This is a genomic window from Sphingomicrobium sp. XHP0239, from assembly GCF_039555325.1.
Taxonomy (GTDB): domain Bacteria; phylum Pseudomonadota; class Alphaproteobacteria; order Sphingomonadales; family Sphingomonadaceae; genus Sphingomicrobium; species Sphingomicrobium maritimum.
On record NZ_CP154608.1, the window covers coordinates 2099338 to 2124984 of the forward strand.

Sequence of the window (25647 nt, forward strand, 5' to 3'; positions counted from 1 at the left end):
CTGCTCGGCGCTCCCTATATAGGCGCACACGATCTTTCCGAATCGTTGGAAAATCCTTCCGGTCCGGCCATCAAGGCTGCCGCGGCTGGTCGCAATCGTCGCTTCGCGGACGCGGAGCCACCAAAGGAGACGAAAATGCCGAAGCTCAAGACCAAGAGCGGCGTCAAGAAGCGCTTCAAGATGACCGCTTCGGGCAAGGTGAAGCACGGGGTCGCCGGAAAGCGCCACCGCCTCATCAGCCACAACGCCAAATATATCCGCCAGCAGCGCGGCACCAAGGTCCTCCCGGACTGCGACGCCAAGCGCCTCAAGCAGTGGGCGCCCTACGGCCTCTAAGATTCAGGGAGTTTAGACTATGCCTCGCATCAAACGCGGCGTGACCACGCGCGCCAAGCACAAGCGGATCCTCGACCAAGCCAAGGGCTATTACGGTCGCCGCAAGAATACCATCCGCATCGCCCGTCAGGCCGTCGAAAAGGCCGGCCAGTACGCCTATCGCGACCGCAAGGTGAAGAAGCGCAATTTCCGTGCGCTCTGGATCCAGCGGATCAACGCGGCCGTCCGCCAGGAAGGCCTGACCTACGGCAAGTTCATGCACGGGCTGAAGCTCGCGGGCGTGGAACTAGACCGCAAGGTGCTCGCCGACATTGCCATGCACGAGCCGGAAGCCTTTTCGGGTATCGTGGCGCAGGCCAAGAAGGCCCTGCCGGAAGAAGTCGCGGCCTAAAGCCCGGTTTCCAGACGAACAAAGAAAGGCGTCGGAGCGATCCGGCGCCTTTTTTGTTCTAATGGACCGGTTCGGCGAAGCGTGTTTCCGATTCTGCGATCTCGTCGCGATGGTCGCGTTCGATCTCGTCGATGAGGTCGGGATTGTAGACGACGCCCCGCAAGCTCGGAAGCGAGCCGATCTCCATGCCCTTCCGACGCGCGATGACGGTCAAGGCGCCGTCCGGTTCCATGATCACCCATTGGGCTTGGGCGGGGTCGACCATTCCCTCGGCTCGCAGACGCGAAAAGATCTCGTCCTTCGATACGCGCGCGTCCTGCATCGCGCGTTCCAGAAAGATGCCCTTGTGAAGCAACAGTTTGGGATCGGCTTTCAGCTGGTCGACCTGGTCGGGGTGCTGCGCGAAGAATTTGGTGACGATCCATTGGCAGGCGCCCAGGGTCGCCATCGCCAGCGCCGCGCTCGCCAGCGCGATGTCCTTTGCTAGGACGCCCGAAGCGAGGATGCTTCCCGACGCGACCGCGATCAGCCAGTCGAAATTGTTCATCTGCGCCATCGAGCGCTTGCCGAGCAAGCGACCGAGAATAACGGCGAAGGCGAAAAGCAGGACGCCCCCCGCCACGACCTCGAGGTTTCGGCCGGGTTCTGCAAACCAGAAGGCGCTTTGCGAACTCATGCGATTTCAAGCGCGCGGTGCAGCAGCCTCGTTCCGGTCGAACCGACTGACAATCATCAAGGGGCTTCGGGCGAACGTTCCAGCCGGTCGCGGTCCCAGGTCGCCAGCCGTGCGGCGGTACGATAGGTCTCCTCGAGGAAGAGCGACAGGCACCCCGCCGGATCGCGGCTCGACCGCACCGCATCGTAGGGCAGCACCCATTCCGACAAGTCGTCCGACCATTCGCCCGCCTTCAGCTTCGCATCGCGATAGCCGTCGGGCTCGGGATAGGAATAGGCGTAGAAGATGGGCGGCGCCTCGGTGACGCCGCCGGCCCAGAAGCCCGCGCTGGCGACTTCGTCCGAATAGGCTTCGGCCATGATCCGGTCGGGCATATTGGGAGCGCCGCCCGGGTGCGGCGGGGCATCGCGGCCTGAGAAACGCGTGACGGCGAGGTCGAAGGCGCCCCAGAAGAAATGCACCGGCGAGGACTTTCCCGCGAACCCGGCGCGATAATGATCGAAGACGGGCAGCATCGCCGACAGGGCCTGCCGGAGCCGCGTGGCGCTGTCGGGGTCGTAGCGACGCTCCGCGGTGTCGTGCTTGAAGGGAACGGCATCCTCGATCTCGTTGGGGACGCCGTAGAAATCGGACGGCAACCCGTGCCGATCGAGCATTCCGACGAGCGAGCGATGCAGTGCCGCAATACTGCCCGCGTCCAGCGAAACCTCGTCGCGGGTCCCGTTGTCGGTGCGCAGTACGATGGCGTGGCAGCACAGGTCGAGCGTCAAAGTGAAGCGGCGGCCGGCGGCGGCGATCGGAAGGGTCTCGAGCCCGCCTGCGACCGGCTGGAGCGCGATATGCCAGCCGTGATTGACCCATGGCGAATTCTTCAACCAAACCTTGCCCACCATCTGGCTGGCGAGGTGAAGGATCGCGAAGGTTTCATGATCGCGCGTGGGGTCGAGTTCGGGCCAATCCATGCGGGTCCCTCCTTGCAAAATCGCGCCCGCTCCGGTTTAGCCCCACGCGAACAAGAGGACGACCCATGGCGACCGCAGACGAACTGAAAACGCTCTATACCGGCAAGGTTTCATCCGCGCCCGATCTGGCCGCGCTGGAAGCGCTGCGCGTGGAAGCGCTCGGCAAGCAGGGACAGGTCACGGGCCTGCTCAAGACGCTCGGCAAGATGAGCCCCGACGAACGTAAGGTCGAGGGGCCCAAAATTCATGCCGCGCGCGAGGCGGTGCAGGGTGCCATCGAAACCCGGAAGGCCGAACTGGAGGAGGAGGCGCTGGAGGCGCGACTCGCGACCGAGAAGATGGACCTCTCGCTCCCCGTCGACGGTCGGCCGCATGGCAGCGTGCATCCGGTAAGCCAGGTAATGGACGAACTGGCGGAAATTTTCGCCGACCTGGGCTTCGCGGTGGCCGAAGGCCCCGAAATCGAGGACGACTGGCACAATTTCGGTGCGCTCAACATTCCCGAGGCGCATCCCGCCCGCGCGATGCAGGACACCTTCTACGTCGAGGCCGAGGGCGACGAGGCGCCGCCGGTGCTGCGCACGCACACCTCGCCCGTGCAGATCCGCACGATGATGCGCGAGAAACCGCCCATCCGCATCATCGCGCCGGGACGCGTCTATCGCTCGGACAGCGACGCGACCCATACGCCGATGTTCCACCAGGTCGAGGGGCTCGTCATCGACCGCGGCATCCACATGGGGCACCTCAAGTGGACGCTGGAGACCTTCCTCAAGGCCTTTTTCGAGCGCGACGACGTCGTGCTGCGCCTGCGCCCGTCCTATTTTCCCTTCACCGAACCGTCCGCCGAGGTCGATGTCGGCTGGTCCGAGGTGAAGGGCCGCCGCGTCGTGGGCGGGGCTGAGGGCTGGATGGAAGTGCTCGGCAGTGGGATGGTGCACCCCAAGGTCATCGCCAATTGCGGGCTCGACCCCGACGAATGGCAGGGGTTCGCCTTCGGTTGCGGAATCGACCGGTTGGCGATGCTCAAATACGGAATGGACGATCTGCGCGCCTTCTTCGACGGCGATCTTCGCTGGCTCAGGCACTACGGGTTCGGAATGCTCGACACCCCCACGCTTTCGGCGGGAGTCGGCGCATGAAGTTCACCCTTTCCTGGTTGAAGGACCATCTCGAGACCACCGCGTCGGTCGAGGAGATCGCGGAAAAACTGACCGCCATCGGACTGGAGATCGAGGGCATCTCCAACCCCGGCGATACGCTGCGTCCGTTCAAGGTCGCGTACGTGGTCGATGCCAAACCGCACCCCGATGCCGACAAGCTGCAGGTGCTGACCGTCGACGACGGGACCGAACAGAAACAGGTCGTCTGCGGTGCGCCCAATGCGCGCGCCGGGATGAAGGGCGTGTTCGGCGGTCCCGGCACCCACGTTCCCGGCCCCGACTTCACCCTGGGCGAAGCGACCATCCGCGGTGTCGAGAGCTTCGGCATGATGTGTTCGGCGCGCGAATTGCAGATCGGTGAAGGGCATGAAGGCATCATCGAACTTCCCGACGATGCGCCCGTCGGAACCAGCTATGCCGACTATGCCGATCTCGACGATCCGGTTTTCGACGTGTTCGTGACGCCCAACCGCCAGGATTGCATGGGCGTCCACGGCATCGCGCGCGATCTTGCCGCCGCGGGCCTCGGCACGCTGAAGCCGCTCGACGTGCCCGTGATCGAGGGCAGCTTCGATCCGACGATCGCCGTCCACATCGAGGACGAGGAAGGCTGTCCCGCGCTTTACGGGCGGACCTTCCGCGGCCTGTCGAACCCCGCCAGTCCCGACTGGATGCAGCGGCGATTGAAGGCGATCGGACAGAAGCCGATCAGCGCGCTCGTGGACATCACCAACTATGCGATGATCGATCTCGGGCGACCGAGTCACGTCTACGACCTTGCGAAGGTGAAGGGCGACCTGATCGTGCGCCGCGCCGCTAAGGGCGAGCAGTTCGAGGCGTTGAACGACAAGACCTATCCACTGTCCGGCACGATGACGGTCATCGCCGACGACGATGGCGTGCACGATCTGGGCGGCGTCATGGGCGGCAATCGCACCGGTGTTGCCGCCGATACCACCGAAAGCTTCCTCGAGATCGCCTATTTCGATCCCGAGCGGACCGCCAAGACGGGCCAGAAGCTGGGCCTCGTAAGCGACGCGCGGAGCCGCTTCGAACGCGGCGTCGATCCGGCGTTTCTCGAAGCGGGCGAGGCGATCATCGGGGCGATGATCCTCGACATCTGCGGCGGCGAGGTAAGCCATCCGATCCGCACGGGCGAACCGCCGGTGAAAGCCCGCACTATCCGCTTCGACTGGAAGCGCACCGCGGCGCTCGGCGGGGTCGACATTCCCGCCGACGAACAGGCCGCCATTCTCACCCGCCTCGGCTTCACGGTCGACGGCAACGACGTGACCATCCCGTCCTGGCGGCGGGACGTCGAAGGACCTGCCGACCTCGTCGAGGAAGTCACACGGGTCCACGGGTTCGACGACATTCCCTCGACCTCGCTCCCGCGTCACGACGGGGTCGCCCCGCCGGCCGCCACGCGGGGTCAGAAGGCCGAACGGCGACTGCGGCGCGCGGCCGCCTCGCGCGGTCTCAACGAGGCGGTGACCTGGAGTTTCATCAGCGAGGAACAGGCCGAGGCGTTCGGTGGCGGCGCCCACGTCCTCGCCAATCCGATCAGCGAGGACATGAAGGTCATGCGTCCCTCACTGCTCCCGGGCCTCGCCGCGGCGGCGCGACGCAATCTCGACCGCGGCCAGTCCAGTGTCCGGCTGTTCGAAGTCGGGCGCCGCTATCTGGCCGATGGCGAGAAGCGCACGGCGACCGTCCTGCTGATCGGCGAGGCACGCCAGCGCGGCTGGGCCGAAGGCAAGGCGAGAAGCTTCACGCCGTTCGATGCGAAGGAAGAGGCGATCGCGCTGCTGGAGGCGGCGGGCGCACCGACGGGCAATCTGGCGCTGTTCCCCGGCGCGGGCGACGACTGGCATCCGGGGCGGAGCGCCGCACTGGGCCTCGGTCCCAAGAAGATCCTCGCGCGGTTCGGCGAGTTGCACCCGAGCCTCGCCAAGGCGCTGGATCTTCCGGAGGCACCGATCGCCGCCGAGCTCTATCTCGACAACATTCCCGAGCCCCGTTCGTCCGAGCGCGCGCGCGCTGCCTATGCGCCGCCGCCGCTCATGGCGGTGAAGCGCGACTTCGCCTTCATCGTTCCCGAGACGCTGAGCGCGGGCGAACTCGAACGTGCGGTCGCGGGGTCGGACAAGAAACGCATCGTCGACACCCGCGTCTTCGACCGGTTCGAGGGCAAGGACGGCCTCAGTCTCGCGGTCGAGGTGACGCTGCAACCACAGGACGCCAGCTTCACCGAAGAGCAGCTCGGCGAGATCGCGCAGTCGATCGTGGCGGCTGCCGAGGCGAAAGGTGCGCGGCTAAGGGGCTAGGTCGCCGGACGGGCGGGAGGTCAGGCGCCGGTCGTCCACGAGCAGGTTGATCTTCTCGTGGACCAACGCCTCGATCTCCTCCCGGGGCAGGCCGGGCGGCAACGGCTCGCCGACCTTGAAGCGGATCACGCCCGCTTTCTTCACGAACCCCTTGGGCCAGACGTGCGCGCTGTCGTGCGCGATCGGAACGACCGGCATCTTGAGCACGCGATAGAGGCCCGCAAAGCCCGGGCGCAGTGGCGGGGCCGCGCCTTCGGGCACGCGGGTACCCTCCGGAAAGATCACGATCGGGCGTCCGTCCGCCTGGGCGCGGCGGCCCTTGGCCACCATGTCGCGCAACGCCTTCGCCCCCGCCGAGCGATCGACGCCGATCACGCCGTAGATGCGCGTGACCCAGCCCCACAGCGGCAGATCGACGAGTTCCTTCTTCATCACCACGATCGGCGTATGGGCGAAACGCAGCGTATCGACCGCCTCGACCATCGCATGATGCTTGACCGCGACGATATAGGCGCCGGTCGGCACCTCGCCGTCCCATTCGAAGCGGATCCGCAGCACATTGTGGACCAGCCAGTGGTGAAAGCGCGCCCAGAAGTGCACGACACTGCGGATCGGCGCGCGCCCGAACGGTGCGACGAGCAAGGCCGTGACGCACACCAGCACGGTCCCGGTATAGAAGATGAGCGCGAAGAAGACCGAGCGGACGAGGTTCATATGCCCAGCAGCAACCCGATCCGCCGGAGCACATATTTGTTATATTCCCCGAACAGCGTCATCAGCGTCGGCGAGGTCGGCACCGCGTCGAGCACGAGCGGATAATCCTCGCCGAGCGCATCGCGAAACTCGAACGCGGCGCGGCGCATGTGCCAGTCGCTGGTGACGAGCCGGACGGCCTGCCCCTCGCTCTCGGAGGCCAGCCAGTCCTTCGCCTCCAATGCATTGGTGCGCGTGTCGACCGATTCCGATCCGATCGTGACGCAGCATTCGTAGAGCCGCTCGGTTCCGCCGACGACCTCGACCAGATCTTCCTGTCGCACCGCCGGGTCGGCGCCCGCGATCAAGAGGCGCTCGGCGCTCCCGTCGCCAAGTCGGCCGAGCGCCTGCTCGATCCGCCCGCCCTCGCCGGTCAGCACCACCATCGCGGGCGTTTCCGGGGCGTCGGTGGGCGCGGGCTCGCCGAGCGTGATCGCGAACCAGACGAAGCCGATCGCGTAGAGGCCGACGAGGAGGGAGAAGAGGCGCAGGATCATAAGGCCCGCCGCAAATCGCGCAGGATGGTGAAGCGCGCAACCAAAAATGCCATGAGCGTCGCGAGCAGCGGCAGCAGAAGGAGCGCGAGCAGATCGAGCGGGCCGAGCAGCCGCGTACCGCCCACCAGAAAGGCCAGGCTCGACCCCCCACTCGCCCCAAGCAACCACAGGACGAGCAGCGCGACCAGCGTGCCGAGCGACCCGCCGACCAGCGCATCCCGCCGGATGCCCGTCAGGAAGGTCTGCGCGACCTGTCGATCGGTGGCGCCCATGTCGTGGAGCGTGGCGATGGTCGACCGATTGGCTGCGAGCGCGCCACGGGTCGCAAGCGCGATCGCGACCGATGCGGCAAGCGCGATGGCGAGCACGAGCGCCAGACCCAGCGCCGCCACCGCACTCAGCGCGCCGAGAACGGGCGCCAACGTTCGCTGCTGCGCAACCAGCCGGGCGCGCGGAAAGGCATTTCGAAGGTCGGCGCGCAGAAGAGCCGGATCGGCACCGCGAACCATTTCCACGTCGACGAGGGCGGGGAGCGGCAGATCGGCCTCGCGCGCCGCGGGGCCCATCCATGTCTCCAAGGTGCGGCGCACCTCGTCGGGGGCGATCGCGCGCACCTCGGTCACGTCATCGCGGTTCGACAGGAACTCGGCGAGTTCGTCGGTCCGCTCGATTCCGCCCGAAAGCTGGACGGTCGAGCGCGCCTCGACCGCGCCTGCCACCAGCCGGTTACCGTTCCACACGGCCAGCCCCGCCGCTGCGGTGATCGTCATCACGAACAACAGCACGGCGAGCAGGTAGGCGGTCGCGCCCTGCGGCCGACGCGGAAGCAGTGTGCGGGGCGTCATGCGCGCCCCCGGGCGCGCGGGCCGGGCGGATGGCGCAGCGCCCCCGTCGGATCCTTGAGCGTACCGCCATCGAGGCGCACCATCGAGGCCCCCGAAGTTTCCTTGATCAGCGACAGATCGTGCGTCGCCACGAACACGGTCGTCCCGAGCCGGTTCAGTCCAGCGAACAGGGTCAGCAATCGTCGGGCCATGTCGGCATCGACGTTGCCCGTCGGTTCGTCGGCGACCAAGAGGTCGGGTTTGCCGATGACCGCGCGGGCGATGGCGACGCGCTGCTGCTCGCCACCCGACAAAGTCGGCGGCCGCGCGTTCGAGCGATCCGACAGGCCGACCCAGTCGAGCATTTCGGCGACCGGTTCCGCGATGTCGGCATCGTCATGCCCGGCGATCCTGAGCGGCAAGGCGACATTGTCGAATGCCGAGAGTTCGTCGATCAGCCGGAAATCCTGATAGACGATCCCGATCCGGCGGCGGAGCGCAGGAAGCTCGGTCCGCGCCATCGACGCAATGTCTTCGCCGAACAGCCGGACGCGCCCGCGCGTCGGCGCGCGTGCCAGCGTCAGGAGCTTGAGGAGCGATGTCTTGCCCGCGCCCGAGGGGCCGGTCAGAAAATAGAATCCGCCTTCCTCGAGCCCGAAATCGAGGTCGACCAGAACTTCCGCGCCGGTGCCGTAGCGCAGTCCCACACGCTCGAACGTGGCGATCATCGCCCGCTCCTCGACGCCGCCGGGTGCAGCCGCGCAATACCGCGAAAACTTGCCATTGGCGTCATGTTGCGGTTTATGCCTTCCAATGTCGAGCGATGATAGCATGATCCTCACCTGCCCGTCGTGCGCGACGCGCTACAATGTCAAGGCGGGTGCCATCCCGCCCGAAGGACGAACCGTGCGGTGCGCGGCGTGCGGAAACAAATGGCACGCCGATCCGCAGCCTGCACCCATGGAACCGCCCGAACCGTCGCCTCCCGACGCAGCGACATCCGGCGATTCGCCGGCAACGAGCGAACAGCCGCCACGCGATGACTTTTCCGAGCGATCGCGCGACTTCGGCCAATCGGTACCGGACGACGCCATGCACGAACGCGCGCCCGCCGACCCTCCCCCGCCCGAAGCGTCGATCGACGAAACCGAACGGCGCCGGGAAGCCGTCATCGCCGCTCCGCCCGAACCCGAAGTGGCCGACGCGGTCGTGTCGCAGGGCGAAAGTCAAAAAGCCTTCATCCACGATCACGCCACGGACGCCCCTTTCGACCGCGATCTTGCCACCGATGCGGCTTTCACGGGGACCGACCCCATCGACGAGCCCGAAGCCGAGGAACAGAACCGGTCGCGCGGCCTGCAATGGGTGCTGGCGCTCATCGTACTGATCGGCGCCGCCGCGGCCGCCTTCTATTTCCTTGCTCCGCCGCAGTGGAAACAGCAGCTGGGTATCGCCCAGACCGCATCGAGCGACAGTCCGTTCGATTTCGTGCTGACCCGCCAGAACCATTCCACGCTCGCCAGCGGACAGCGTCTGCTGTCGATCTCGGGGCGGGTCGTCAATGTGACCGACGAAGAGGCGCAGGTTCCGTCGATTCGCGCCGAATTGCGCGACGCGCAGGAAGCGGTGGTGCATAGCTGGACCATCGCCCCGCCCGCCCCGACGCTGGGCCCGGGCGAGAGCGCGAGCTTCAACAGCGCCGAGGCGGATATCCCGATGCTCGACGGCGATCTGGACATCGTGCTGCTGCCGGTCGGCTGACCTTATCGCACCGCTTGCGCGGGTCAGAACCCTTTGCTAGAGGCCGCGCCTTACCAGCATGGTCGCCCTCGCGATCATGACCTTCGGGTGCGGTCGTGGCGGAACTGGTAGACGCGCAACGTTGAGGTCGTTGTGGCCGAGAGGCCGTGGAAGTTCGAGTCTTCTCGACCGCACCATTTTTCCCGCTTCTTTTGCTGTCCACTGGCGCCGTGAGTTCACGCGCCCTATATCGCTATCCATGAGCGACAAGCATCTGACCGACGCCGAGTGGCGCGAGCGCCTCTCTCCCGAACAATATCGCATCCTGCGCGAAGCGGGGACCGAGCCGCCGTTTTCGGGTGCGCTCAACGACGAGAAGCGACCCGGCGAATTTCGCTGCGCGGCGTGTGGCGAACTGCTGTTCCAGTCGAACGACAAGTTCGAAAGCGGATCGGGATGGCCGAGCTTCACCGCTCCCGCATCGAGCGAAACGGTCGAGGAACATGCCGACCTTACCCACGGCATGAAGCGGGTGGAAATCCGCTGTTCATCCTGTGACAGCCACCTTGGTCACGTCTTTCCCGACGGACCCGGACCGACCGGTCTTCGCTACTGCGTCAATTCCGCCAGCCTCGAGTTCGAGGCCGCGGACGAAGCAAGCGAGAATTGAAGCCGCTTGCGGCCCGGACCCGTCGCTCCTAATCCGGTGGGTTCATGGCCGTCACGTTTCGTAAAGTCTCTCTAGGCATCCTCAAATGGGGCGCGGCGCTGGCCGGCCTCGGACTGATGGTGTTGTTGATCGCGGTCTTCTTCGCCTATCAGTCGCTGCCTTCCTACGAGCAGCTGCGCACGCGTGGCGATCTGGGTCAGACGATCGTGGTCCGCGCCGCCGACGACAGCATCCTGGTATCGATGGGGCCCAGTTTCGGTCGCTGGCTCGACTATAATGAGATCCCCGAAACGATGAAGGAAGCGATGGTCGCGGTGGAAGATCGCCGCTTCCGTTCGCACCCCGGCGTCGATCCCGTCGGGATCGCGCGCGGCATGTACGTTTCGATGCGCGAGGGCGACGGGCCGGGCGGCGCTCGCGGAGTCTCGACCATTTCGCAGCAGGTGGCGCGTAACATCTTCCTGACCCCCGACCGCAGCTTCGTGCGCAAGGTGCGCGAAGCGATCATCGCGCTGGCGCTGGAGCGCAAGTTCTCCAAGAACCAGATCCTCGAACTCTATCTGAACCGCGTCTATTTCGGCGGCGGCGCCTACGGGATCGACGCGGCCAGCAACACTTTCTTCGGGCATGACGCGACCAACATGAGCCTCGGCGAGGCGGCGATCATCGCGGGACTGGTCAAGGCACCGTCCAACTATTCGCCCACCGCCGACATCGACGCCGCGCGCGATCGTGCCAACGTCGTCCTCGACGTGATGGTGCGTGGCGGCTTCCTGTCGCGGCAGGAGGCCAATAGCGCGAACCCCGCCGAAATACGGCTGCAAAAACGCACGGGCACGAACTCGGCGCGCTATTTCACCGACTGGGCGCTGCCCCAGCTCGACACGCTGATTTCCGAAACATCCGAGGCGATCGACGTCTACACGACGCTCGACCCACAGATGCAGGATTATGCCAGCGAAGCGATCAATGCCCACGCCCCCGCGGGCACGCAGGGCGCGCTGGTCGCGATCGATCGCGATGGGGCGGTCCGTGCGATGGTCGGCGGCAAGGATTATGTCGAGAGCATCTACAACCGCGCCGCGGTCGCGCGCCGTCAGCCGGGCAGCGCGTTCAAGCTTTTCGTCTATCTGACCGCGCTCGAACAGGGGCTGCGGCCCGACGATATCGTCGTCGACGAGCCAATCACGATCGACGGCTGGACCCCCCGCAACTCGAACCGCACCTATCTGGGTGCGATCACGCTTCGGGAGGCGTTCGCCCGCTCGGTCAATACGATCAGCGCGCAAATCGGCGAGGAGATGGGCTTCGGCACGATCGCCAGCATGGCCAACCGCTTCGGTATTTCCGATCAGATCGATCCCTATCCCTCGATGGTGCTCGGCTCCAACGAGGTTCGCCTCCTCGACATGACTCGCGCTTATGCCGCGGTCAGCGCCGGCGGCATCTCGCGTCCGCCGTACGCCATCACGAAGGTCGTCACCGCCGACGGACGGCTGCTCTATTCGCACAGTCAGGCGGGCAGCCGCGTGCTCGTCGCGCCGTGGGTCGCGGACGACATGACCGATCTGCTCCAGACCGCCGTCCAGTCGGGCACGGGGCGCGCGGCACAGATCGGGCGGCCGGTGGCGGGCAAGACGGGGACCACCAATTCCAACCGCGATGGCTGGTTCATCGGCTTCTCGAGCGGGCTGACCACGGGCGTCTGGATGGGAAATGACGACAACCGGCAGGTCGCCGGGTTGCAGGGCGGCACGGCACCGGCGCGCGCCTTCAGCGACTTCATGAAGAAAGCGGTCGCCAATCGCCCCGTCGAACAGTTCGAGACGACGGCCGAGCTGCCCGAATGGCAACTGGAGCCCGACGAGGAAGCCTGGATGGAGGGCGACCCGATGCTCGACCCCTACGGCAATCCCATCGAGATGGATCCGCTCGAGCCCCTCGACCCGCTGGCACCGCAGCCGGATCGTCGCCGCGAGCCCGAGCCCGTCGATCAGAACTGGCTCGACGACGTGCTCCAGCGCGAACGAAACGACGGTCGGCGCGCGGGCGACCAGAATGAACAACGCCAGGCCCCGCCACAGCGTCGCCAGCCGCCCGATCGCGACGGTCAGCAGCCGGTACGGGTCGAGCCGCTCGATCCGCGGGTGCGGCAGGTGCCGCCCCCGCCTCCGCCGCCGCCGCCCCCGCCCCAGCCGCGGACCGGGGGCGAGAATTCAGCGCCCGATCCGCTGCAGCCCCGGTCCTAACGCACGCAACTGCGCTTCCAGCGCCGTCACGTAGCCTTCCACCAGTTCTGCTTCGGCACGGCGGAAGGCCGGCGAATGATCCATGTGCAGTCGATGGGCGATCTCGTGCGCGACGACATACCGTCGCACCGCGTCGGGCGCGCAGACCAGCCGCCACGAGAAACGCAGCCGACCGTCGCCCGAACAGCTCCCCCATCGTGTCCGCGCATCGCCCACCGACACGCCCTTCACCGAAACGCCTGCTCTCGCCGCATATTCCGCGACATCGTCGGACAGGAGCCGCCGAGCCTCCGTCCGCAGCCATTGTTCGATCCGGCGGGACACGGTCTCGATGGGGCCGCCGGTCCGGAGGCGGTCGTCGATCCGCTCCACCCGGCGAGAGCCGGCGGGATCGTGACAGATGGTCAGATCCTCGCCCCGGAAAGGAATTGCCGATCCCGGCGTCAACGGCACGGCCTCTGCCCGGCGGCGTCGCTGTCCCTCGATCCAGTCGCGTTTCGTCGCCGCCCACGTGAGGGCCTCGCGCTGGCTCGCGCGGCGGGGAATGGTCAACCGAACGCGGTCGCGGACGGGATCGTAGCGGAGCAGGAAGCGCCGCGCACGGTGGTGACGAACGATTTGGATGAGAGGATCAGAGCGCACGATCGAGCAGATGATGTTCGATGTCGCCCGCCTCGTCCTCGCTGATGGTCCAGCCGACGACCGACTGCCCCGCCTCGATCACGCTTTGCGGACGACCGGTGCGCAGGGGATGCCAATCGGGCAGCGGCTTGCCCTCGGCGCGGAGACGATAGGCACATGTCGACGGCAACCAACGCGTCGCGGCGACCGCATCGGGGAGCAACCGGGTGCAGTCCGGGACCTTCGACTTGCGGTCGGAATAGTCGGAGCAGCGCGCGGTCTCGAGGTCGAGAAGTCGGCACGCGACGTTGCTGGGATAATAGGCGCCGGTGTCCTCGTCTTCGGCCTTGTGCAGGCAGCAACGCCCGCATCCGTCGCAGAGCGCTTCCCATTCGCCAGCGTCCAGATCGCGCAAGGGCTTTTCCATCAAGGATTTTTTGCTATTCACGACAATTGCTAGTGCGGCGCTTGCCGCCGCTTTTCAAGGATCGATCGACCGTGTTTCTTCGTCTCTGTCTGCTGTTCGCCCTGTTTGTCGCCGGTACCGACGACGCCCATGCCCAGATGCGATCGCAAGGAGAGCTGTTCCTCCAGGAAGTTCGCAAGGACGAGCGCGGCAAGATTTCCGAGAAGATCAACGATCCGGGATTCCGGCTGATCAACTTTCGCGGCTCCAACGGCGAAACCGCGCTGATCATCATGGCCGAGGACAAGCGCGAGGCGTGGGTCCGGGCGCTACTGCGCCGCAACGCCGATCCGAACGTGCGCCGCGACGATGGGGAAAGTGCCATGACCCTCGCCGCGCGGTTGCAGAGCGTGCAGATGGTCGAAGACCTTCTTGCCTATGGCGCCGAGCCCGATATCGCCAATCGACTGGGCGAGACGCCGTTGATGATCGCGGTGCGCATGCGCAACGAGCAGATGGTGCGCCGGTTGGTCGAGGCGGGCGCGGATCCCGATCGCAGCGATCATGCCACCGGAATGAGCGCGCGCGATCTGGCGCGGCGCGACACGCGCACCCCCGAATTGCTCGCATTGCTCGACGGCACGCCCGAGGAAGAGCCCGAAAACAAATTGAAGTTCGGTCCCATCCTGCGCTGACACCATCGCTTCAGCGTTCGTCGCCCAGGCTGGGATCGAGTTCGGCCGCAAGCCGCCGCGCCGCACGCCGGGCAAATCGCGCCCCTTCGGCCTTGCGCCGCGCAGGACTCAGCGAATTTTCGCGCGCCTCGCGAAGGCAGGCGGCGTCGTACCGGTCGGCCACGATCAGCCCCGCCTCGCCCGGCAGGAAATCCTCCCCGTCGCAGATGCCGGCGAGGTCCGGCGTCACGGCCCAATAGAAACGGTCGCAATAGTCGAGATAGTCGCGCCATTTGTTGTCGCCCATCAGGTCGGCGCGCGCGACCTTGACCTCGACGATGACCAGCTTGCCCTTTCCGTCCATCCCCATGAGGTCGGCACGCCGACCGTTCGGCAGCGGAACCTCGCAGATCATGAACAACTGCTGCCGGGCGAACAGGCGGGTGACCCCGCGGGCCACGTCGAGCGCGACCGTCGGCGAATCATCGAAACAGGTCATGCCCCGAGCCTTAGCGAGCCCGGGAACAAAAGGCGAATATCGATCGTGCCCTATTGGTAGAAGATATGGTTGCCGATATTGCCGAGGCGCTTCAGCCGCCAGCGCGGATTGACGTAGCGCGCATGAAAGAACAGCGCTCCGTCGAGGCTCGTCGAGTGATGTTCCGCATCGACGATCCGCGCGATCGCGACGGCGGTCCGCCACGCCTGCGACGAACGACGCGGTTCGGGCAGACGGCCACCCCGCACGAAGCTGAACTGGCGATGCTGTTTGACGACGCCGCAATAGCTGTCGGGGAAACGCTGCGAATCGCGGCGGTTCGCGATCACTTCGCCGACCGCCAGCTGCCCGTGCAACGGCTCACCGCGCGTTTCGAAATAGATGGCACGCGCCAGACAGTCCATTTCGCCGGTGCGCGGCTGGGTCCCGGCGAATTGGTCGACCAGTTCGGGCAGGCTGAGCGAGGCCAGCTCCACGGCTTCGAACGGGTTCCCGTTCGCCTGCTCGACCAGCGCCGGTTCCTCGACAGGCTCCGGTTCGGGACCGGTCAGCAAGTCCCCCTCCTCCAGAAGCGCGTCGGTGGCGGGGCCGGCGACCTTGGGAATAGCGAAGATCGGCAGTTCGGCATCGGCGACGACGCTGCTGGCAACGGCAGGGGCATTCCCCATCGTGAGCGCATCGCGCGCAGGTGCCACCGCGCTGGTCGTGGACACGGCGAACGAAAAGGCAAGAAGTTTGATACTGAGCATCATGGCATCCCCATGCCGGTGCGGCGAGACTCCCGTTATCGCAAACCACAGCGGAGTTTCCGCTCAACAGGTTGCGAAAAGGTTTCTCCCCGTCTCGCGGCCGCGGCGCCCCGTTTCCCCGTGCGCCGTCAGCCGCTGGCTCTCCCAATGCGGATCGTTCCTACCCCAAAACGATCATATTAGGAAATCTCGAGGATTTCCGCGCGATATCGGGCGGGATCGACACCGTCGACTTCGATCACCCAGCAGTCGGGATCGACGCGGCGGCGGCGCGCGATCGCTTCATCGAAGGCGCGTGCCTCGGCGTCCTCGTCCAGAAGCGCACGCCAGTGGCGTTGTCCATCGGGACCGATTTCGCGGGTCAGCAGCGAGACGGCGGTGCCGCGGTCGAGCAGCAGCACCAGATGATCGCCACGATCGGGATCGCCCTTCGCAAGCGTCATGGCCATGCCCCCCATGCTCTCGGCCGCGCGCATCAGCGCTTTCGCTTCCAGCCCCGAGGGAAGCCGATCGTTCACGTCCGATAACCGTCGAGCGATGCCAGCGCGATCCGCGAGCGCATGAAGGTGCCGGTTCCCCGCGCGCATTCCTCGCCGTCGGAGTCGAGGATCCGCGCATCGGCGACTAGGACCCTGCGGCGTCCGGATACCCATCGCCCCTCGGCGGTCGCGGGGCCCGCCTGCATGGGGCGCGTGAACAACAGGTTGAACGACGTCGTCAGGACGAACCGATCGGTCACCAGGCTGTTGGCGGCGAAGAAGGCCGCATCGTCGAGCATCTTGAAATAGATCGATCCATGCGCCGCGCCCGCGGCATGGAAATGCCGTTCCTCGATCGTGAAGTGGATGCGCGAACGCCCCTCCTCGGGAAGGGAGAGGCGGCTCTCGATCGCGGAATTGACGGGAGCGGACGCGTACAGCGATTCCAGTCCGCGCAGATGGGCGTCGACGCCGCCCGGGCTGGCGTCAGGCGGTGGCGCGTTCATCGCATCCGGCCATCACCGCGGCGAAGGCTTCGGGGTCGCGCGCTCCGCGGAGCTGTTCGACCGTTGCGGCGTCGCGCACGGCGCGACTGATGGCGGCGAGCGCGCGCAGATGGTCCGCGCCCTGGCTGGGGGGAGACAAGAGCAGGAAGACGAGATCGACCGGCATCTTGTCGATGGCATCGAAATCGACCGGCTTGTCGAGGCGCATGACCGTGCCGACGACTTCCTCGATCCCCTCGACCTTGCCGTGCGGGATGGCGACACCCCCACCGAACCCAGTCGAGCCGAGTTGTTCGCGCGCGAGGATGGCGTCGGCGACCCGCGCTGGCTCGAGACCCAACTTGAGGGCCGCATGCTGCGCCAGCTGCTGGATCAGCGCACGCTTGTCTCGCGCCTGGTCCTCGAAGCGGATGGCACTCGCGGGGATGAAATCACAAAGGTTCATTACTCGTACCCGGGGGCCGGGACGGCAGTCCGCCGTCCGTCCACCCCCTATCTGTCCTGCTCTACTTCTTGCCGGGTTCGACCCAGCCGATGGTCTCGTCGTCGCGCCGATAGACCATATTGAGCTGTCCTGTCTGCCCGTTTCTGAACATCAGTGCATTGGCATTGCGGAGATCGAGCATCATGACCGCATCGCCGACGCTGGCTTCGGGAATGTCGGTGTGCGTCTCGGCGACGATCGCGGGCGCAGAAGGCGCAGGCGCCTCGTCATTCTCGCCGGGCATCTCGAGCACGCGATAATCCGCTTCGGCAGGCAATTCGTCCATCGGTTCGCTGCGATGTTCGCGCAGGCGTTCGGCGTAGCGTTTCAGCTGACGCTCGATCTTCTCGGCCGCGCCTTCGAAGGCGACATGGGCATCGGCGGCGCGGTTGGACGCCTTGAGCACATGGCCGTTGGTCACGGGCGCCACGATGTCGCAGCGGAACTGGTCGTGGGGAGAGCGTCCGAAGGTCACGTTGGCGGAGACGGCGCGGGAGAAATATTTCGTCGTCATCGTCTCGAGCCGATCGGACACGTGGGTCCGAAGTGCCTCGCCGGTATCGACCTGATGGCCTGCGACACGGATTTCCATGCCTGTCTCCTTTTCCTGAAACCAATCGTCGGCGCGATATGGGGCGGTGAACGGGGCTTTGCTAGGCCGCCGCGTCGATCCGGTCCCAGATCGGCGCATCCATCTGCGCCACGAACCTACGATGACGTTCGACTTCTTGTTCCGTCGGCGCGGCGAAGCGGGGCGTCCGCGTGGGCGGAACGGGCGTGGGTGCAGCGACGGCGACCGCGGCGGTCGATGTGCTCGCCTCCTTGCGTGTCCCCAGCGACAGACCGATCTGCCGTCCGCCGGTCAGTTCGATATAGACCTGCGCCAGAAGTTGCGCATCGAGCAGCGCGCCATGCTTGACGCGCGCCGACCGATCTACGCCGAAGCGCGAACAGAGCGCATCGAGACTGTGCTTGGCGCCGGGGAATTTCTGCCGCGCGATGGCGACCGTATCGATCATTCGCGTCAGGCACACGGCCTCGCGGCTGCAGGCGCCCAGTTCGTGATTGAGGAAACCGAAATCGAAGCTGGCGTTGTGCGCGACCAGCTTGTCGCCGCCGATGAATTCCAGGAGCTCTTCGGCCTTGTCGCGAAACAGCGCCTTGTCGGACAGGAAGACGTCGGACAGGCCGTGGACCGCTTCGGCCTCGCTCGGCATCGGCCGTTCGGGATTGAAGTAAGCGTGGAAGGTCACGCCCGTTTCCACCCGGTCGATCATCTCGACGCAGCCGATCTCGACCATGCGATCGCCATTCGCGGGCGACAGACCCGTGGTTTCGGTATCGAAGATGATTTCCCGCATGGGCGGGATTATGATGTCTCGGAGATATCGAGGCAAGCAAGGATCTCGGCGACCTGCGCCTCGCTATGGTCGAGTGACACGCCCGTATCCACGATAAAATCGGCTTTCGCGCGTTTCTCGGCGTCTGGCATCTGCCGCGCGAGGATTGACCGGAATTTCCCCTCGCTCATTCCGGGCCGCGCGAGAACCCGACGCGCCTGTTCCTCCTCGCTCGCCGTCACGACGATGACATGGTCGAAATTCTCCTCACCATGCGTCTCGAACAGGAGCGGAATGTCGAACAGCAATGCAGGCGCGTCGGCATGATCGAGAATGAAACGCGTACGTTCGTGATGGACCGCGGGGTGAATGAGCCCCTCCAGCCGGCTCAGTTTCTCGGGATCGTTCAGCACTTCGGCCGACAGCGCCTCGCGATCGACCGCGCCGTGCCGGGTCGTGCCGGGAAACATGCGCTCGATCTGGGTCACCAGCCGACCGCCCACGCCCTGAAGTTCACGAACGGTCGCATCGGCGTCGAACACGGGAATGCCGCGCTTCGCGAACATCGCGGCGACCGTGGATTTTCCCATGCCGATCGATCCGGTGATGGCGAGCGTCTTCATTCCCTCAACATAGCAAGTAATTCGCTGTCGCGCTCCCTGTTCGGCGGCGAACCGAAAAAGGCTTCGAAACTGGCGGCGGCCTGTTCGACCAGCATGTCGATGCCATCGGCGATGGCGAGTCCGCGGTCACGCGCCTTCAGCACGAGCTCGGTCTCCACGGGCGCGGTGACCATGTCGAACACCCAGCCTTCGGGATCGATCCCGCTCACATCGCAGTTGAGGCAGCGATGGCCCACCATGCCCAGGGGGGTCGCGTTGACGATCCCGTCGGCCTTAGGAGGCACGTCGAGCGCGACCGGCCGTTTGGACAGGCCGAATTCGACCGCCAGCCGGGTCGCCTTCTGGACGTTGCGGGCGTGGATGGTGATGCCGTCGAGATCGACCGCACGCGCCGCGACCAGCACGGCACGCGCTGCGCCCCCGGTCCCGTAGAGCGCGATGTGCCGCATCGGGCGATCCGCTTCGAAAAAGCGCCGCAGGACGTGGAGAATGCCGCCCACGTCGGTGTTGCCCGCCGCCAGTGTCCCGTCCTTCGGGATCAGCAGGTTGGCGGCATTGGCCGCGATGGCGAGATCGCTGCGTATCTCCGCGGCGTCGAGCGCGTCGTACTTGACGGGCATCGTGACGTTGCAGCCGCGCCAGTCGGGGTCGGCGCGTCTTGTCGCCAGATATTCCGCCATCTCGCCCTCGCCGACGCGATGACGGCGATAGTCGCCTTCGATCCCGGTCGCCTTCAGCCAATGAGCGTGGATGACGGGAGACTTGGATTGTTCGATCGGGTCGCCAACGACCTCGGCATAAGGTGTCGCCATCAGTCGATCTCGCCGAGATTGCGAAGCGCTCCGAGCAGCGGGAGCAGCGGCATGCCGAGAATTGTGAAATGGCTCCCCTCGATGCGCTCGAAGAGGGTGACGCCGCGCGCCTCCATCCGGAACACGCCGACGCAGTAGGCAACCTCGGGCCATTCGGCATCAAGGTAGCGGTCGATGAACACATCGCCGAGAGGGCGCACCTCCAGCCGTGCCGTATCGACGATATCCCAGACGATCGCACCGTTGCGGGCAAGCGCCACGCCGCTGTGGAGCGTCATCGTGCGGCCCGAAAAATAGGACAGATGTTCGGCGGCCTGCGCACGGTCGCGGGGCTTGTCGAAACGGCGACCGCCGACCTCGAGCACGCTGTCGCCGCCGATCACCAGGTCCGTGTCCGCCGCCCCCACGCCGAGCGCCTTGCCGCGGGCGAGGACACCGGCCATGTCGGCCGCCTCTCCCTCGAACCCGACCTTGACGTCATCTTCGTCGAAGGCGGACTTCTGCACCGAAAAATCGATGCCGGCGTCGCGTAGCATCGCGGCGCGAATGGGACTGGATGATCCGAGGATCAGCATGCCGCAGACCCCGGCGGGATCGATCTGTGGATAAGCATGGGGCCCGGCGTAGCGCGAATGCGGGGATAGAAAAAGCGATGCGATTCACTCCCGTTGCCCGTGCTTTCACCAACCGTCTTTTCCACATCACGGGCTCGCGAGGTCGAATCCTGTGGAAAACGGGAGTGGGATCGAGCGACTCGCGGGTATGCCGTCGTCAAGCGCCATCGACTCCTGTTGGCAAAGCGGGAAGTTCGTGCCACTCCCCGCTGCCAAGCGACCAATACCTACTAGATTCCTTTCAATATATAATAAGAAAGAAGAAGGCAGTGAGCGGATCGACCCGGCCCTTGCTTGACGTGCTCCGCGGCCGGCGGGTCGACCCCGCCCCCGCCTGGATGATGCGTCAGGCAGGGCGCTATCTCCCCGAATATCGCGAGTTGCGCGCCGAGAAGGGCGGCTTTCTCGATCTCGTCTACGATCCGGAGGCGGCAGCCGAAGTCACCGTCCAGCCGCTTCGCCGCTTTCCGTTCGACGCCGCCATCCTTTTCAGCGATATCCTGATCGTTCCCCACGCGATGGGGCAGGATTTGCGTTTCGTCTCCGGCGAGGGGCCGCGCTTGTCGCCTCCGCTCGCCGACGCGCGGCTCGAGGACTTCGTCCCCAGCCCCGCGCGCTTCGACCCGATCTACGAGACGGTGCGGCGGGTTCGCGGCCTGATCGACGACGACAAGACGGTGCTGGGTTTTGCCGGCAGTCCGTGGACTGTCGCGACCTACATGGTTGCGGGGCAGGGATCGAAGGACCAGGCCCCCGCTCGAAAGATGGCCTATGGCGAACCCGAGCGTTTTGCCGCGCTGATCGATGCGATCACCGCGATGACGATCGACTATCTGGTCGGGCAGATCGAGGCGGGCGCCGATGCGGTCCAATTGTTCGACAGCTGGGCAGGCAGCCTCTCGCCGCAGCAGTTCGAGCGCTGGGTAATCCAGCCCAACGCCGCCATCGTCGCGGCGGTGAAGCGACGCTGCCCCGACACGCCCATCATCGGCTTCCCCAAGGGCGCCGGCGACAAATTGCCGACCTATGCCCGAGAAACCGGCGTCGATGCGGTCGGCGTCGACGAGACGGTCACCCCCGAATGGGCGCACGAGGTGCTTCCCGAGGGCATGCCGGTGCAGGGCAATCTCGATCCCATGCTGCTGATCGGCGGCGGCGAACCGATGCTCCGGGCGATCGACCGGATCCTTGCCGCCTTTGCGGACCGTCCTCACATCTTCAATCTCGGCCACGGGATCGACAAGACCACCCCCATCGCGCATGTCGAGGCGATGATCGGACGGGTGAAGCGCTGATGGATCAGCTGGTCGGCTGGATGGGGGTCGCGGCCATCTGGGCCAAGGCGGCGCACGTCATCTTCGTCATTTTCTGGATCGCGGGTTTGTTCATTCTGCCGCGCTATTTCGTCCATCATCACGAGACCACGCCGGGCAGCGCCGAGGACCGTGCCTGGATCGAGCGCGAGGACCGCGCCTATACGATCATCCTCGGCCCCGCGATGATCATCACCTGGCTCCTGGGGCTGGGTCTGGCGCTCAACGGCGGCTATTTCTCGGCCGGCTGGTTCCACGCGAAGCTGCTGCTGGTCGTCCTGCTGACGGGTTATCAGGGCTGGATCGGCGCCTTTCGCCGAAAGCTCGCCGCGGGCAAACGTCCGTTCGAGGGCAAGACGCTTCGGCTGCTCAACGAAGTGCCGGGAATCTTCACGATCCTGATCGTCATTCTCGCGGTGGTCCGCCCCTTCTGAATTTCAAGCCGTGTTGACTTAGAGGGTCGGTGGATTTACCTGCCGATGGGTAACGCGAGGGTGGCGCGTTGCTTCCCCCAAGCGAAGCGATCCGTTCGTTCGTCGCCCCGACGGTTTGGTCCTGCGTCCTGCATCCGAACCGGGTTTCCCAGACCCCCGCCAAAGAGACTTTTTTCGACATGATGCATCTTCAGGAACTCAAGGAAAAACCGCCCGCCGAACTGGTCGCGATGGCCGAAGAGCTGGGCGTCGAGGGCGCGAGCACGCTGCGCAAGCAGGACCTGATGTTCTCGATCCTGAAGGAACATGCCGAAGAGGGCGAGAAGGTCATGGGCATGGGCACCATCGAGGTGCTCAACGACGGTTTCGGCTTTCTCCGCAGCCCCGAAGCGAATTTCCTCGCCGGTCCCGATGACATCTACGTCGCGCCCAACATCGTGCGTTCGATGGGGCTTCGTACCGGCGACACGGTCGAGGGCGAGATCCGCAGTCCCAAGGACGGCGAACGATATTTCGCGCTCACCAAGGTCACGCAGGTCAATTTCGACGATCCGCAGGCGGTTCGCCAGCGCGTGAATTTCGACAATCTGACGCCGCTCTATCCCGACGAGAAACTCACGCTCGACAGCGCCGATCCGACCGACAAGGACAAGAGCGCGCGGGTGATCGACATCGTCGCGCCCTTGGGCAAGGGCCAGCGCGCGCTCATCGTCGCGCCGCCGCGCACGGGTAAGACCGTACTGCTCCAGAATATCGCCAAGGCGATCACCGACAATCATCCCGAGGTGTTCCTGCTCGTCCTGCTCATCGACGAGCGGCCCGAGGAAGTCACCGACATGCAGCGCAGCGTGAAGGGTGAGGTCGTGTCCTCGACCTTCGACGAACCGGCGTCGCGCCACGTGCAGGTCGCCGAAATGGTGATCGAGAAGGCCAAACGCCTCGTCGAGCACAAGAAGGACGTCGTCATCCTTCTCGACAGCATCACGCGCCTCGGCCGCGCCTACAACACGACCGTGCCCAGCTCGGGCAAGGTTCTGACCGGTGGTGTGGATGCCAACGCGCTCCAGCGGCCGAAGCGCTTCTTCGGCGCCGCACGCAACATCGAGGAAGGCGGATCGCTCTCGATCATCGCGACCGCGCTGATCGATACCGGCTCCAAGATGGACGAGGTGATCTTCGAGGAGTTCAAGGGCACCGGGAACAGTGAAATCGTCCTCGACCGCAAGGTGTCGGACAAGCGCATCTTCCCGTCGCTGGACGTCGGTAAATCCGGGACGCGCAAGGAAGAACTGCTCGTCGACCAGGCCACGCTTTCCAAGATGTGGGTGCTGCGCCGCATTCTCATGCAAATGGGGACCATCGACGCGATGCAGTTCCTTCTCGACAAGATGAAGGACGCCAAGTCCAACGAAGATTTCTTCGCGAGCATGAACCAGTAGGATCGCGACCATGGAAACGCTGCTTCTTCTCCTTGCCTCGGCGACCGAAGGTCTGTCGCTCGGCGGCCCGGCGGAAATCTGGGACGCGATTGTCGCGGATTTCTCCGACATCACCTCGCCCAGCGCCATGTCGGCGTTTCTCCAGGTCCTTGCGATCGACCTCGTGCTGGCGGGCGACAATGCGATCGTCGTCGGCGCGCTCGCCGCCGGCCTTCCACCCGACCAGCGCAGAAAGGTCATCGTCATCGGGGTCCTGGCGGCCTTGGTGCTGCGGATCGCATTTGCGCTCGTGGTGGTCCAACTCCTTCAGATCGTTGGCCTTATCTTCGCCGGCGGGCTTCTCCTCCTGTGGGTATCGTGGAAGATGTACCGCGAACTCAATCACATGGGCGAAAGCGCGGGCAGCCCCGAAATCGAAGGTGATGAACATTCGGGCATGAAGCCTGCGAAGAGCTTTGCGGCCGCTGCTTGGGCCGTCGCGGTCGCGGACGTTTCCATGAGCCTTGATAACGTCCTCGCGGTCGCGGGGGCGGCGAAGGATCACCCGGGCATCATGATCGTCGGCCTGATCCTTTCGGTGGCGCTGATGGGCGTCGCCGCGAACATCATCGCCAAATATATCGAACGCTACAAATGGATCGCCTACATCGGTCTCGCCGTGATCCTCTATGTCGCGGGCAAAATGATCTACGAAGGCTTCACCGACCCCACTGTCGGGGTCGGCCAGCTGTTGGGCTAGCAACGGTCGGGCGATGGCGGGGTCGACCATCGTCGCCCTTTCTTCGGGCGCGCTGCCGTCGGCGATTGCGATCGTTCGGCTGTCGGGAGCGGGCGCCCATGCGGCTGCCGCGACCCTCTGCGCGCTTCCTGAAAAGGGGGAGGTCGCTCTTCGTGAAGTGCGAGATCCGACCGACCGGTCGCTGATCGACGAGGGGATCGTGTTGCGCTTTGATGCGCCGCGAAGCGCAACGGGCGAGGATGGGGTCGAGTTCCATCTTCACGGAAGTCCGGCGATCGTCGATCGCGTGATCGCACTGCTCGTGGCGCAGCCCGATGTCCGCCTCGCCGAACCGGGAGAGTTTACCCGCCGTGCGCTCATGGCTGGGAAGATGGACCTGATCGAGGCGGAGGCGCTGTCCGATCTGTTGGCCGCCGAAACCGAAGAGCAGCGCCGCCAGGCCATGACGCAGATGAAGGGAGGTCTGTCCGGCGAGATCCACATCCTTCTGTCACGAACCATTGATCTGAGCGCGCAGGTCGAAGCGGCGATCGACTATGTCGGGGACGAAGACGAGATCGCACGCGTCGACGACGTCTCTACGTTGCTGGAGGGCTTGAAGACCGATATCGAAGGCCTGCTACGCTCGCCCTCGCGCCGACCGCTGCATGACGGGATCCGCGTCGTCTTTGCGGGGCCACCCAACAGCGGAAAGTCCAGCCTTTTCAACAAGATCGTCGGCTTCGATCGTGCGATTGTCGATTCTCGGCCCGGAACTACCCGGGACAGTATCGAATATCCGGTGCGCCTCGATGACCGTGCCTACATCTTCGTCGATACGGCTGGCGTGCGCGACATGACGGACGATCGCATCGAGCGCGCCGGAATCGATCGAACCCACGGCGCTGTCAGCAGCGCCGACATCCTCATATGGTTCGGAGACCCCGACTCCCAACCGCAACACGCAAACTCGATCCAAGTGTCACCAAAATGCGATCTTGTGAAAACGTGGTGGCCGGGTGTTCCGGTCTCTTCACGGTCGTCGGATGGTGAACGGGCTTTGTTGACGGCGCTGAGGCAAGCGGCGGCGCAAATCCTGCCCGGGCCGAACGAGGCCGTCCTTAATGTGAGACATCGTAAGTTGCTGTCGGACATACTCGACGAACTGGCCGGCCCTGCGCATGACCTCCCGATTCTGGCCTCTAGCCTAACAATGGCTCGGCGACGGTTCGAGGAACTTTTGGGTGTGGGAACCCTCGATGACGTCTTGGACCGCGTGTTCTCCCGTTTCTGTCTCGGCAAGTAGTTTCACGTGAAACACCTTGCGATTGGCCGATTTGCCCACCAA

Annotated in this window: 31 protein-coding genes and 1 tRNA gene; 14 read left to right on the plus strand and 18 right to left on the minus strand. The window is 65.3% G+C overall.

Annotated elements, in window-relative coordinates:
* The first annotated feature begins 135 nt into the window (after nucleotides 1–135).
* Together rpmI and rplT are read left to right on the plus strand one after the other, a co-directional pair.
* Nucleotides 136–336: a 50S ribosomal protein L35 gene (gene rpmI / locus WJT74_RS10600; RefSeq protein WP_343344617.1), complete on the plus strand. Its 201-nt coding sequence runs from the start codon at nucleotides 136–138 to the stop codon at nucleotides 334–336.
* A gap of 19 nt (nucleotides 337–355) precedes the next feature.
* Nucleotides 356–727, plus strand: coding sequence for a 50S ribosomal protein L20 (gene rplT / locus WJT74_RS10605; RefSeq protein WP_343344619.1), 372 nt, complete (start codon nucleotides 356–358; stop codon nucleotides 725–727).
* A gap of 58 nt (nucleotides 728–785) precedes the next feature.
* Here rplT and WJT74_RS10610 read toward each other — a convergent pair whose 3' ends face one another.
* Nucleotides 786–1403 (minus strand): DUF421 domain-containing protein, encoded by a 618-nt coding sequence (locus tag WJT74_RS10610; RefSeq protein WP_343344621.1) that lies wholly within the window; start codon nucleotides 1401–1403, stop codon nucleotides 786–788.
* A 56-nt stretch (nucleotides 1404–1459) separates the two neighbouring features.
* Nucleotides 1460–2365, minus strand: coding sequence for a DUF5996 family protein (locus WJT74_RS10615; protein WP_343344623.1), 906 nt, complete (start codon nucleotides 2363–2365; stop codon nucleotides 1460–1462).
* Between the two features lie 65 nt (nucleotides 2366–2430).
* On the opposite strand from WJT74_RS10615, the gene pheS reads away from it, so the two are divergent.
* A complete protein-coding gene (pheS, locus tag WJT74_RS10620; protein WP_343344626.1) occupies nucleotides 2431–3507 on the plus strand; it encodes a phenylalanine--tRNA ligase subunit alpha in 1077 nt (358 codons plus the stop codon).
* Nucleotides 3504–5855 (plus strand): phenylalanine--tRNA ligase subunit beta, encoded by a 2352-nt coding sequence (gene pheT / locus WJT74_RS10625; protein ID WP_343344629.1) that lies wholly within the window; start codon nucleotides 3504–3506, stop codon nucleotides 5853–5855. Before pheS ends, pheT begins: the two co-directional genes overlap by 4 nt.
* Here the strand turns inward: pheT and WJT74_RS10630 are convergent.
* The 4 genes from WJT74_RS10630 to ftsE are packed head-to-tail and all read right to left on the minus strand — an operon-like array spanning nucleotide 5844 to nucleotide 8657.
* On the minus strand, nucleotides 5844–6569 hold the full coding sequence (locus WJT74_RS10630) for a lysophospholipid acyltransferase family protein (protein ID WP_343344632.1): 726 nt from the start codon (nucleotides 6567–6569) through the stop codon (nucleotides 5844–5846). The genes pheT and WJT74_RS10630 overlap by 12 nt on opposite strands.
* Complete coding sequence (locus tag WJT74_RS10635) at nucleotides 6566–7105, minus strand: YdcF family protein (protein ID WP_343344635.1); 540 nt, start codon at nucleotides 7103–7105, stop codon at nucleotides 6566–6568. The genes WJT74_RS10630 and WJT74_RS10635 overlap by 4 nt, the downstream gene beginning before the upstream one ends.
* Nucleotides 7102–7950, minus strand: a complete 849-nt coding sequence (locus tag WJT74_RS10640) for an FtsX-like permease family protein (RefSeq protein WP_343344637.1) — start codon at nucleotides 7948–7950, stop codon at nucleotides 7102–7104. The genes WJT74_RS10635 and WJT74_RS10640 overlap by 4 nt, the downstream gene beginning before the upstream one ends.
* Nucleotides 7947–8657, minus strand: coding sequence for a cell division ATP-binding protein FtsE (gene ftsE, locus WJT74_RS10645; RefSeq protein ID WP_343344639.1), 711 nt, complete (start codon nucleotides 8655–8657; stop codon nucleotides 7947–7949). The genes WJT74_RS10640 and ftsE overlap by 4 nt, the downstream gene beginning before the upstream one ends.
* Before the next feature lie 103 nt (nucleotides 8658–8760).
* Between ftsE and WJT74_RS10650 the strand changes: the two genes are divergently transcribed.
* The 4 genes from WJT74_RS10650 (at nucleotide 8761) to WJT74_RS10665 (ending at nucleotide 12588) form a co-directional block, all read left to right on the plus strand.
* Nucleotides 8761–9690 carry a zinc-ribbon domain-containing protein gene (locus WJT74_RS10650; protein ID WP_343344642.1) on the plus strand — a complete coding sequence of 310 codons (930 nt, stop codon included), beginning with the start codon at nucleotides 8761–8763 and terminating at the stop codon, nucleotides 9688–9690.
* Between the two features lie 89 nt (nucleotides 9691–9779).
* Nucleotides 9780–9866 (plus strand) — tRNA-Leu (locus WJT74_RS10655).
* Between the two features lie 62 nt (nucleotides 9867–9928).
* Entirely contained in the window at nucleotides 9929–10339 is a 411-nt protein-coding gene (gene msrB, locus WJT74_RS10660) for a peptide-methionine (R)-S-oxide reductase MsrB (protein WP_343344644.1), read from the plus strand.
* A gap of 44 nt (nucleotides 10340–10383) precedes the next feature.
* Nucleotides 10384–12588, plus strand: coding sequence for a transglycosylase domain-containing protein (locus WJT74_RS10665; RefSeq protein WP_343344647.1), 2205 nt, complete (start codon nucleotides 10384–10386; stop codon nucleotides 12586–12588).
* Here WJT74_RS10665 and WJT74_RS10670 read toward each other — a convergent pair.
* Both WJT74_RS10670 and WJT74_RS10675 read right to left on the minus strand, forming a co-directional pair.
* Nucleotides 12556–13230, minus strand: a complete 675-nt coding sequence (locus WJT74_RS10670) for a M48 family metallopeptidase (protein WP_343344649.1) — start codon at nucleotides 13228–13230, stop codon at nucleotides 12556–12558. The two genes, WJT74_RS10665 and WJT74_RS10670, sit on opposite strands and share 33 nt — an antisense overlap.
* Entirely contained in the window at nucleotides 13220–13636 is a 417-nt protein-coding gene (locus WJT74_RS10675) for a YcgN family cysteine cluster protein (protein ID WP_343344652.1), read from the minus strand. Before WJT74_RS10675 ends, WJT74_RS10670 begins: the two co-directional genes overlap by 11 nt.
* Nucleotides 13637–13707: 71 nt before the next feature.
* Between WJT74_RS10675 and WJT74_RS10680 the strand changes: the two genes are divergently transcribed.
* On the plus strand, nucleotides 13708–14310 hold the full coding sequence (locus tag WJT74_RS10680) for an ankyrin repeat domain-containing protein (protein WP_343344655.1): 603 nt from the start codon (nucleotides 13708–13710) through the stop codon (nucleotides 14308–14310).
* Nucleotides 14311–14320: 10 nt separating this feature from the next.
* On the opposite strand, the gene WJT74_RS10685 is transcribed toward WJT74_RS10680, so the two are convergent.
* The 10 genes from WJT74_RS10685 to WJT74_RS10730 all read right to left on the minus strand — a co-directional run bounded on the left by WJT74_RS10685 (nucleotide 14321) and on the right by WJT74_RS10730 (nucleotide 20356).
* Nucleotides 14321–14788 carry an MmcB family DNA repair protein gene (locus tag WJT74_RS10685; RefSeq protein WP_343344658.1) on the minus strand — a complete coding sequence of 156 codons (468 nt, stop codon included), beginning with the start codon at nucleotides 14786–14788 and terminating at the stop codon, nucleotides 14321–14323.
* A gap of 50 nt (nucleotides 14789–14838) precedes the next feature.
* Nucleotides 14839–15540 (minus strand): cell wall hydrolase, encoded by a 702-nt coding sequence (locus WJT74_RS10690; protein ID WP_343344660.1) that lies wholly within the window; start codon nucleotides 15538–15540, stop codon nucleotides 14839–14841.
* A gap of 176 nt (nucleotides 15541–15716) precedes the next feature.
* Nucleotides 15717–16055, minus strand: coding sequence for a DUF1491 family protein (locus tag WJT74_RS10695; RefSeq protein WP_343344662.1), 339 nt, complete (start codon nucleotides 16053–16055; stop codon nucleotides 15717–15719).
* Nucleotides 16052–16522 (minus strand): PaaI family thioesterase, encoded by a 471-nt coding sequence (locus WJT74_RS10700; protein WP_343344665.1) that lies wholly within the window; start codon nucleotides 16520–16522, stop codon nucleotides 16052–16054. The genes WJT74_RS10695 and WJT74_RS10700 overlap by 4 nt, the downstream gene beginning before the upstream one ends.
* Complete coding sequence (locus WJT74_RS10705; protein ID WP_343344667.1) at nucleotides 16503–16967, minus strand: PTS sugar transporter subunit IIA; 465 nt, start codon at nucleotides 16965–16967, stop codon at nucleotides 16503–16505. The genes WJT74_RS10700 and WJT74_RS10705 overlap by 20 nt, the downstream gene beginning before the upstream one ends.
* 61 nt (nucleotides 16968–17028) lie before the next feature.
* Nucleotides 17029–17598 carry a ribosome hibernation-promoting factor, HPF/YfiA family gene (gene hpf / locus WJT74_RS10710; protein WP_343344669.1) on the minus strand — a complete coding sequence of 190 codons (570 nt, stop codon included), beginning with the start codon at nucleotides 17596–17598 and terminating at the stop codon, nucleotides 17029–17031.
* A 61-nt stretch (nucleotides 17599–17659) separates the two neighbouring features.
* Complete coding sequence (gene dnaQ, locus WJT74_RS10715) at nucleotides 17660–18367, minus strand: DNA polymerase III subunit epsilon (RefSeq protein WP_343344671.1); 708 nt, start codon at nucleotides 18365–18367, stop codon at nucleotides 17660–17662.
* Between the two features lie 8 nt (nucleotides 18368–18375).
* Entirely contained in the window at nucleotides 18376–18969 is a 594-nt protein-coding gene (gene coaE, locus WJT74_RS10720; RefSeq protein ID WP_343344673.1) for a dephospho-CoA kinase, read from the minus strand.
* Nucleotides 18966–19781: a shikimate dehydrogenase family protein gene (locus WJT74_RS10725; RefSeq protein ID WP_343344676.1), complete on the minus strand. Its 816-nt coding sequence runs from the start codon at nucleotides 19779–19781 to the stop codon at nucleotides 18966–18968. Before WJT74_RS10725 ends, coaE begins: the two co-directional genes overlap by 4 nt.
* Nucleotides 19781–20356: a Maf family protein gene (locus WJT74_RS10730; protein WP_343344678.1), complete on the minus strand. Its 576-nt coding sequence runs from the start codon at nucleotides 20354–20356 to the stop codon at nucleotides 19781–19783. The genes WJT74_RS10725 and WJT74_RS10730 overlap by 1 nt, the downstream gene beginning before the upstream one ends.
* 290 nt (nucleotides 20357–20646) lie before the next feature.
* Between WJT74_RS10730 and hemE the strand changes: the two genes are divergently transcribed.
* The 5 genes from hemE to mnmE all read left to right on the plus strand — a co-directional run bounded on the left by hemE (nucleotide 20647) and on the right by mnmE (nucleotide 25605).
* Nucleotides 20647–21690: a uroporphyrinogen decarboxylase gene (gene hemE, locus WJT74_RS10735; RefSeq protein ID WP_432215241.1), complete on the plus strand. Its 1044-nt coding sequence runs from the start codon at nucleotides 20647–20649 to the stop codon at nucleotides 21688–21690.
* Complete coding sequence (locus WJT74_RS10740) at nucleotides 21690–22142, plus strand: CopD family protein (RefSeq protein ID WP_343344684.1); 453 nt, start codon at nucleotides 21690–21692, stop codon at nucleotides 22140–22142. Before hemE ends, WJT74_RS10740 begins: the two co-directional genes overlap by 1 nt.
* Nucleotides 22143–22324: 182 nt before the next feature.
* Nucleotides 22325–23581 (plus strand): transcription termination factor Rho, encoded by a 1257-nt coding sequence (rho, locus tag WJT74_RS10745; protein ID WP_343348174.1) that lies wholly within the window; start codon nucleotides 22325–22327, stop codon nucleotides 23579–23581.
* A 10-nt stretch (nucleotides 23582–23591) separates the two neighbouring features.
* Nucleotides 23592–24320 carry a TerC family protein gene (locus WJT74_RS10750; protein ID WP_343344686.1) on the plus strand — a complete coding sequence of 243 codons (729 nt, stop codon included), beginning with the start codon at nucleotides 23592–23594 and terminating at the stop codon, nucleotides 24318–24320.
* A 13-nt stretch (nucleotides 24321–24333) separates the two neighbouring features.
* On the plus strand, nucleotides 24334–25605 hold the full coding sequence (gene mnmE, locus WJT74_RS10755; RefSeq protein WP_343344688.1) for a tRNA uridine-5-carboxymethylaminomethyl(34) synthesis GTPase MnmE: 1272 nt from the start codon (nucleotides 24334–24336) through the stop codon (nucleotides 25603–25605).
* Nucleotides 25606–25647: the final 42 nt, after the last annotated feature.

Coding starts and splice junctions, on each gene's coding strand:
- coaE (WP_343344673.1), bottom strand. CDS start 18,969: ATGAAGACGCTCGCCATCACCGGATCGATCGGCATGGGAAAATCCACG.
- ftsE (WP_343344639.1), bottom strand. CDS start 8,657: ATGATCGCCACGTTCGAGCGTGTGGGACTGCGCTACGGCACCGGCGCG.
- WJT74_RS10725 (WP_343344676.1), bottom strand. CDS start 19,781: ATGGCGACACCTTATGCCGAGGTCGTTGGCGACCCGATCGAACAATCC.
- WJT74_RS10690 (WP_343344660.1), bottom strand. CDS start 15,540: ATGATGCTCAGTATCAAACTTCTTGCCTTTTCGTTCGCCGTGTCCACG.
- mnmE (WP_343344688.1), top strand. CDS start 24,334: ATGGCGGGGTCGACCATCGTCGCCCTTTCTTCGGGCGCGCTGCCGTCG.
- hpf (WP_343344669.1), bottom strand. CDS start 17,598: ATGGAAATCCGTGTCGCAGGCCATCAGGTCGATACCGGCGAGGCACTT.
- pheS (WP_343344626.1), top strand. CDS start 2,431: ATGGCGACCGCAGACGAACTGAAAACGCTCTATACCGGCAAGGTTTCA.
- msrB (WP_343344644.1), top strand. CDS start 9,929: ATGAGCGACAAGCATCTGACCGACGCCGAGTGGCGCGAGCGCCTCTCT.
- rplT (WP_343344619.1), top strand. CDS start 356: ATGCCTCGCATCAAACGCGGCGTGACCACGCGCGCCAAGCACAAGCGG.
- WJT74_RS10640 (WP_343344637.1), bottom strand. CDS start 7,950: ATGACGCCCCGCACACTGCTTCCGCGTCGGCCGCAGGGCGCGACCGCC.
- WJT74_RS10750 (WP_343344686.1), top strand. CDS start 23,592: ATGGAAACGCTGCTTCTTCTCCTTGCCTCGGCGACCGAAGGTCTGTCG.
- WJT74_RS10665 (WP_343344647.1), top strand. CDS start 10,384: ATGGCCGTCACGTTTCGTAAAGTCTCTCTAGGCATCCTCAAATGGGGC.
- WJT74_RS10650 (WP_343344642.1), top strand. CDS start 8,761: ATGATCCTCACCTGCCCGTCGTGCGCGACGCGCTACAATGTCAAGGCG.
- rho (WP_343348174.1), top strand. CDS start 22,325: ATGCATCTTCAGGAACTCAAGGAAAAACCGCCCGCCGAACTGGTCGCG.
- WJT74_RS10675 (WP_343344652.1), bottom strand. CDS start 13,636: ATGGAAAAGCCCTTGCGCGATCTGGACGCTGGCGAATGGGAAGCGCTC.
- WJT74_RS10705 (WP_343344667.1), bottom strand. CDS start 16,967: ATGAACCTTTGTGATTTCATCCCCGCGAGTGCCATCCGCTTCGAGGAC.
- dnaQ (WP_343344671.1), bottom strand. CDS start 18,367: ATGCGGGAAATCATCTTCGATACCGAAACCACGGGTCTGTCGCCCGCG.
- WJT74_RS10615 (WP_343344623.1), bottom strand. CDS start 2,365: ATGGATTGGCCCGAACTCGACCCCACGCGCGATCATGAAACCTTCGCG.
- WJT74_RS10730 (WP_343344678.1), bottom strand. CDS start 20,356: ATGCTGATCCTCGGATCATCCAGTCCCATTCGCGCCGCGATGCTACGC.
- WJT74_RS10635 (WP_343344635.1), bottom strand. CDS start 7,105: ATGATCCTGCGCCTCTTCTCCCTCCTCGTCGGCCTCTACGCGATCGGC.
- pheT (WP_343344629.1), top strand. CDS start 3,504: ATGAAGTTCACCCTTTCCTGGTTGAAGGACCATCTCGAGACCACCGCG.
- rpmI (WP_343344617.1), top strand. CDS start 136: ATGCCGAAGCTCAAGACCAAGAGCGGCGTCAAGAAGCGCTTCAAGATG.
- WJT74_RS10630 (WP_343344632.1), bottom strand. CDS start 6,569: ATGAACCTCGTCCGCTCGGTCTTCTTCGCGCTCATCTTCTATACCGGG.
- WJT74_RS10700 (WP_343344665.1), bottom strand. CDS start 16,522: ATGAACGCGCCACCGCCTGACGCCAGCCCGGGCGGCGTCGACGCCCAT.
- WJT74_RS10740 (WP_343344684.1), top strand. CDS start 21,690: ATGGATCAGCTGGTCGGCTGGATGGGGGTCGCGGCCATCTGGGCCAAG.
- WJT74_RS10685 (WP_343344658.1), bottom strand. CDS start 14,788: ATGACCTGTTTCGATGATTCGCCGACGGTCGCGCTCGACGTGGCCCGC.
- WJT74_RS10610 (WP_343344621.1), bottom strand. CDS start 1,403: ATGAGTTCGCAAAGCGCCTTCTGGTTTGCAGAACCCGGCCGAAACCTC.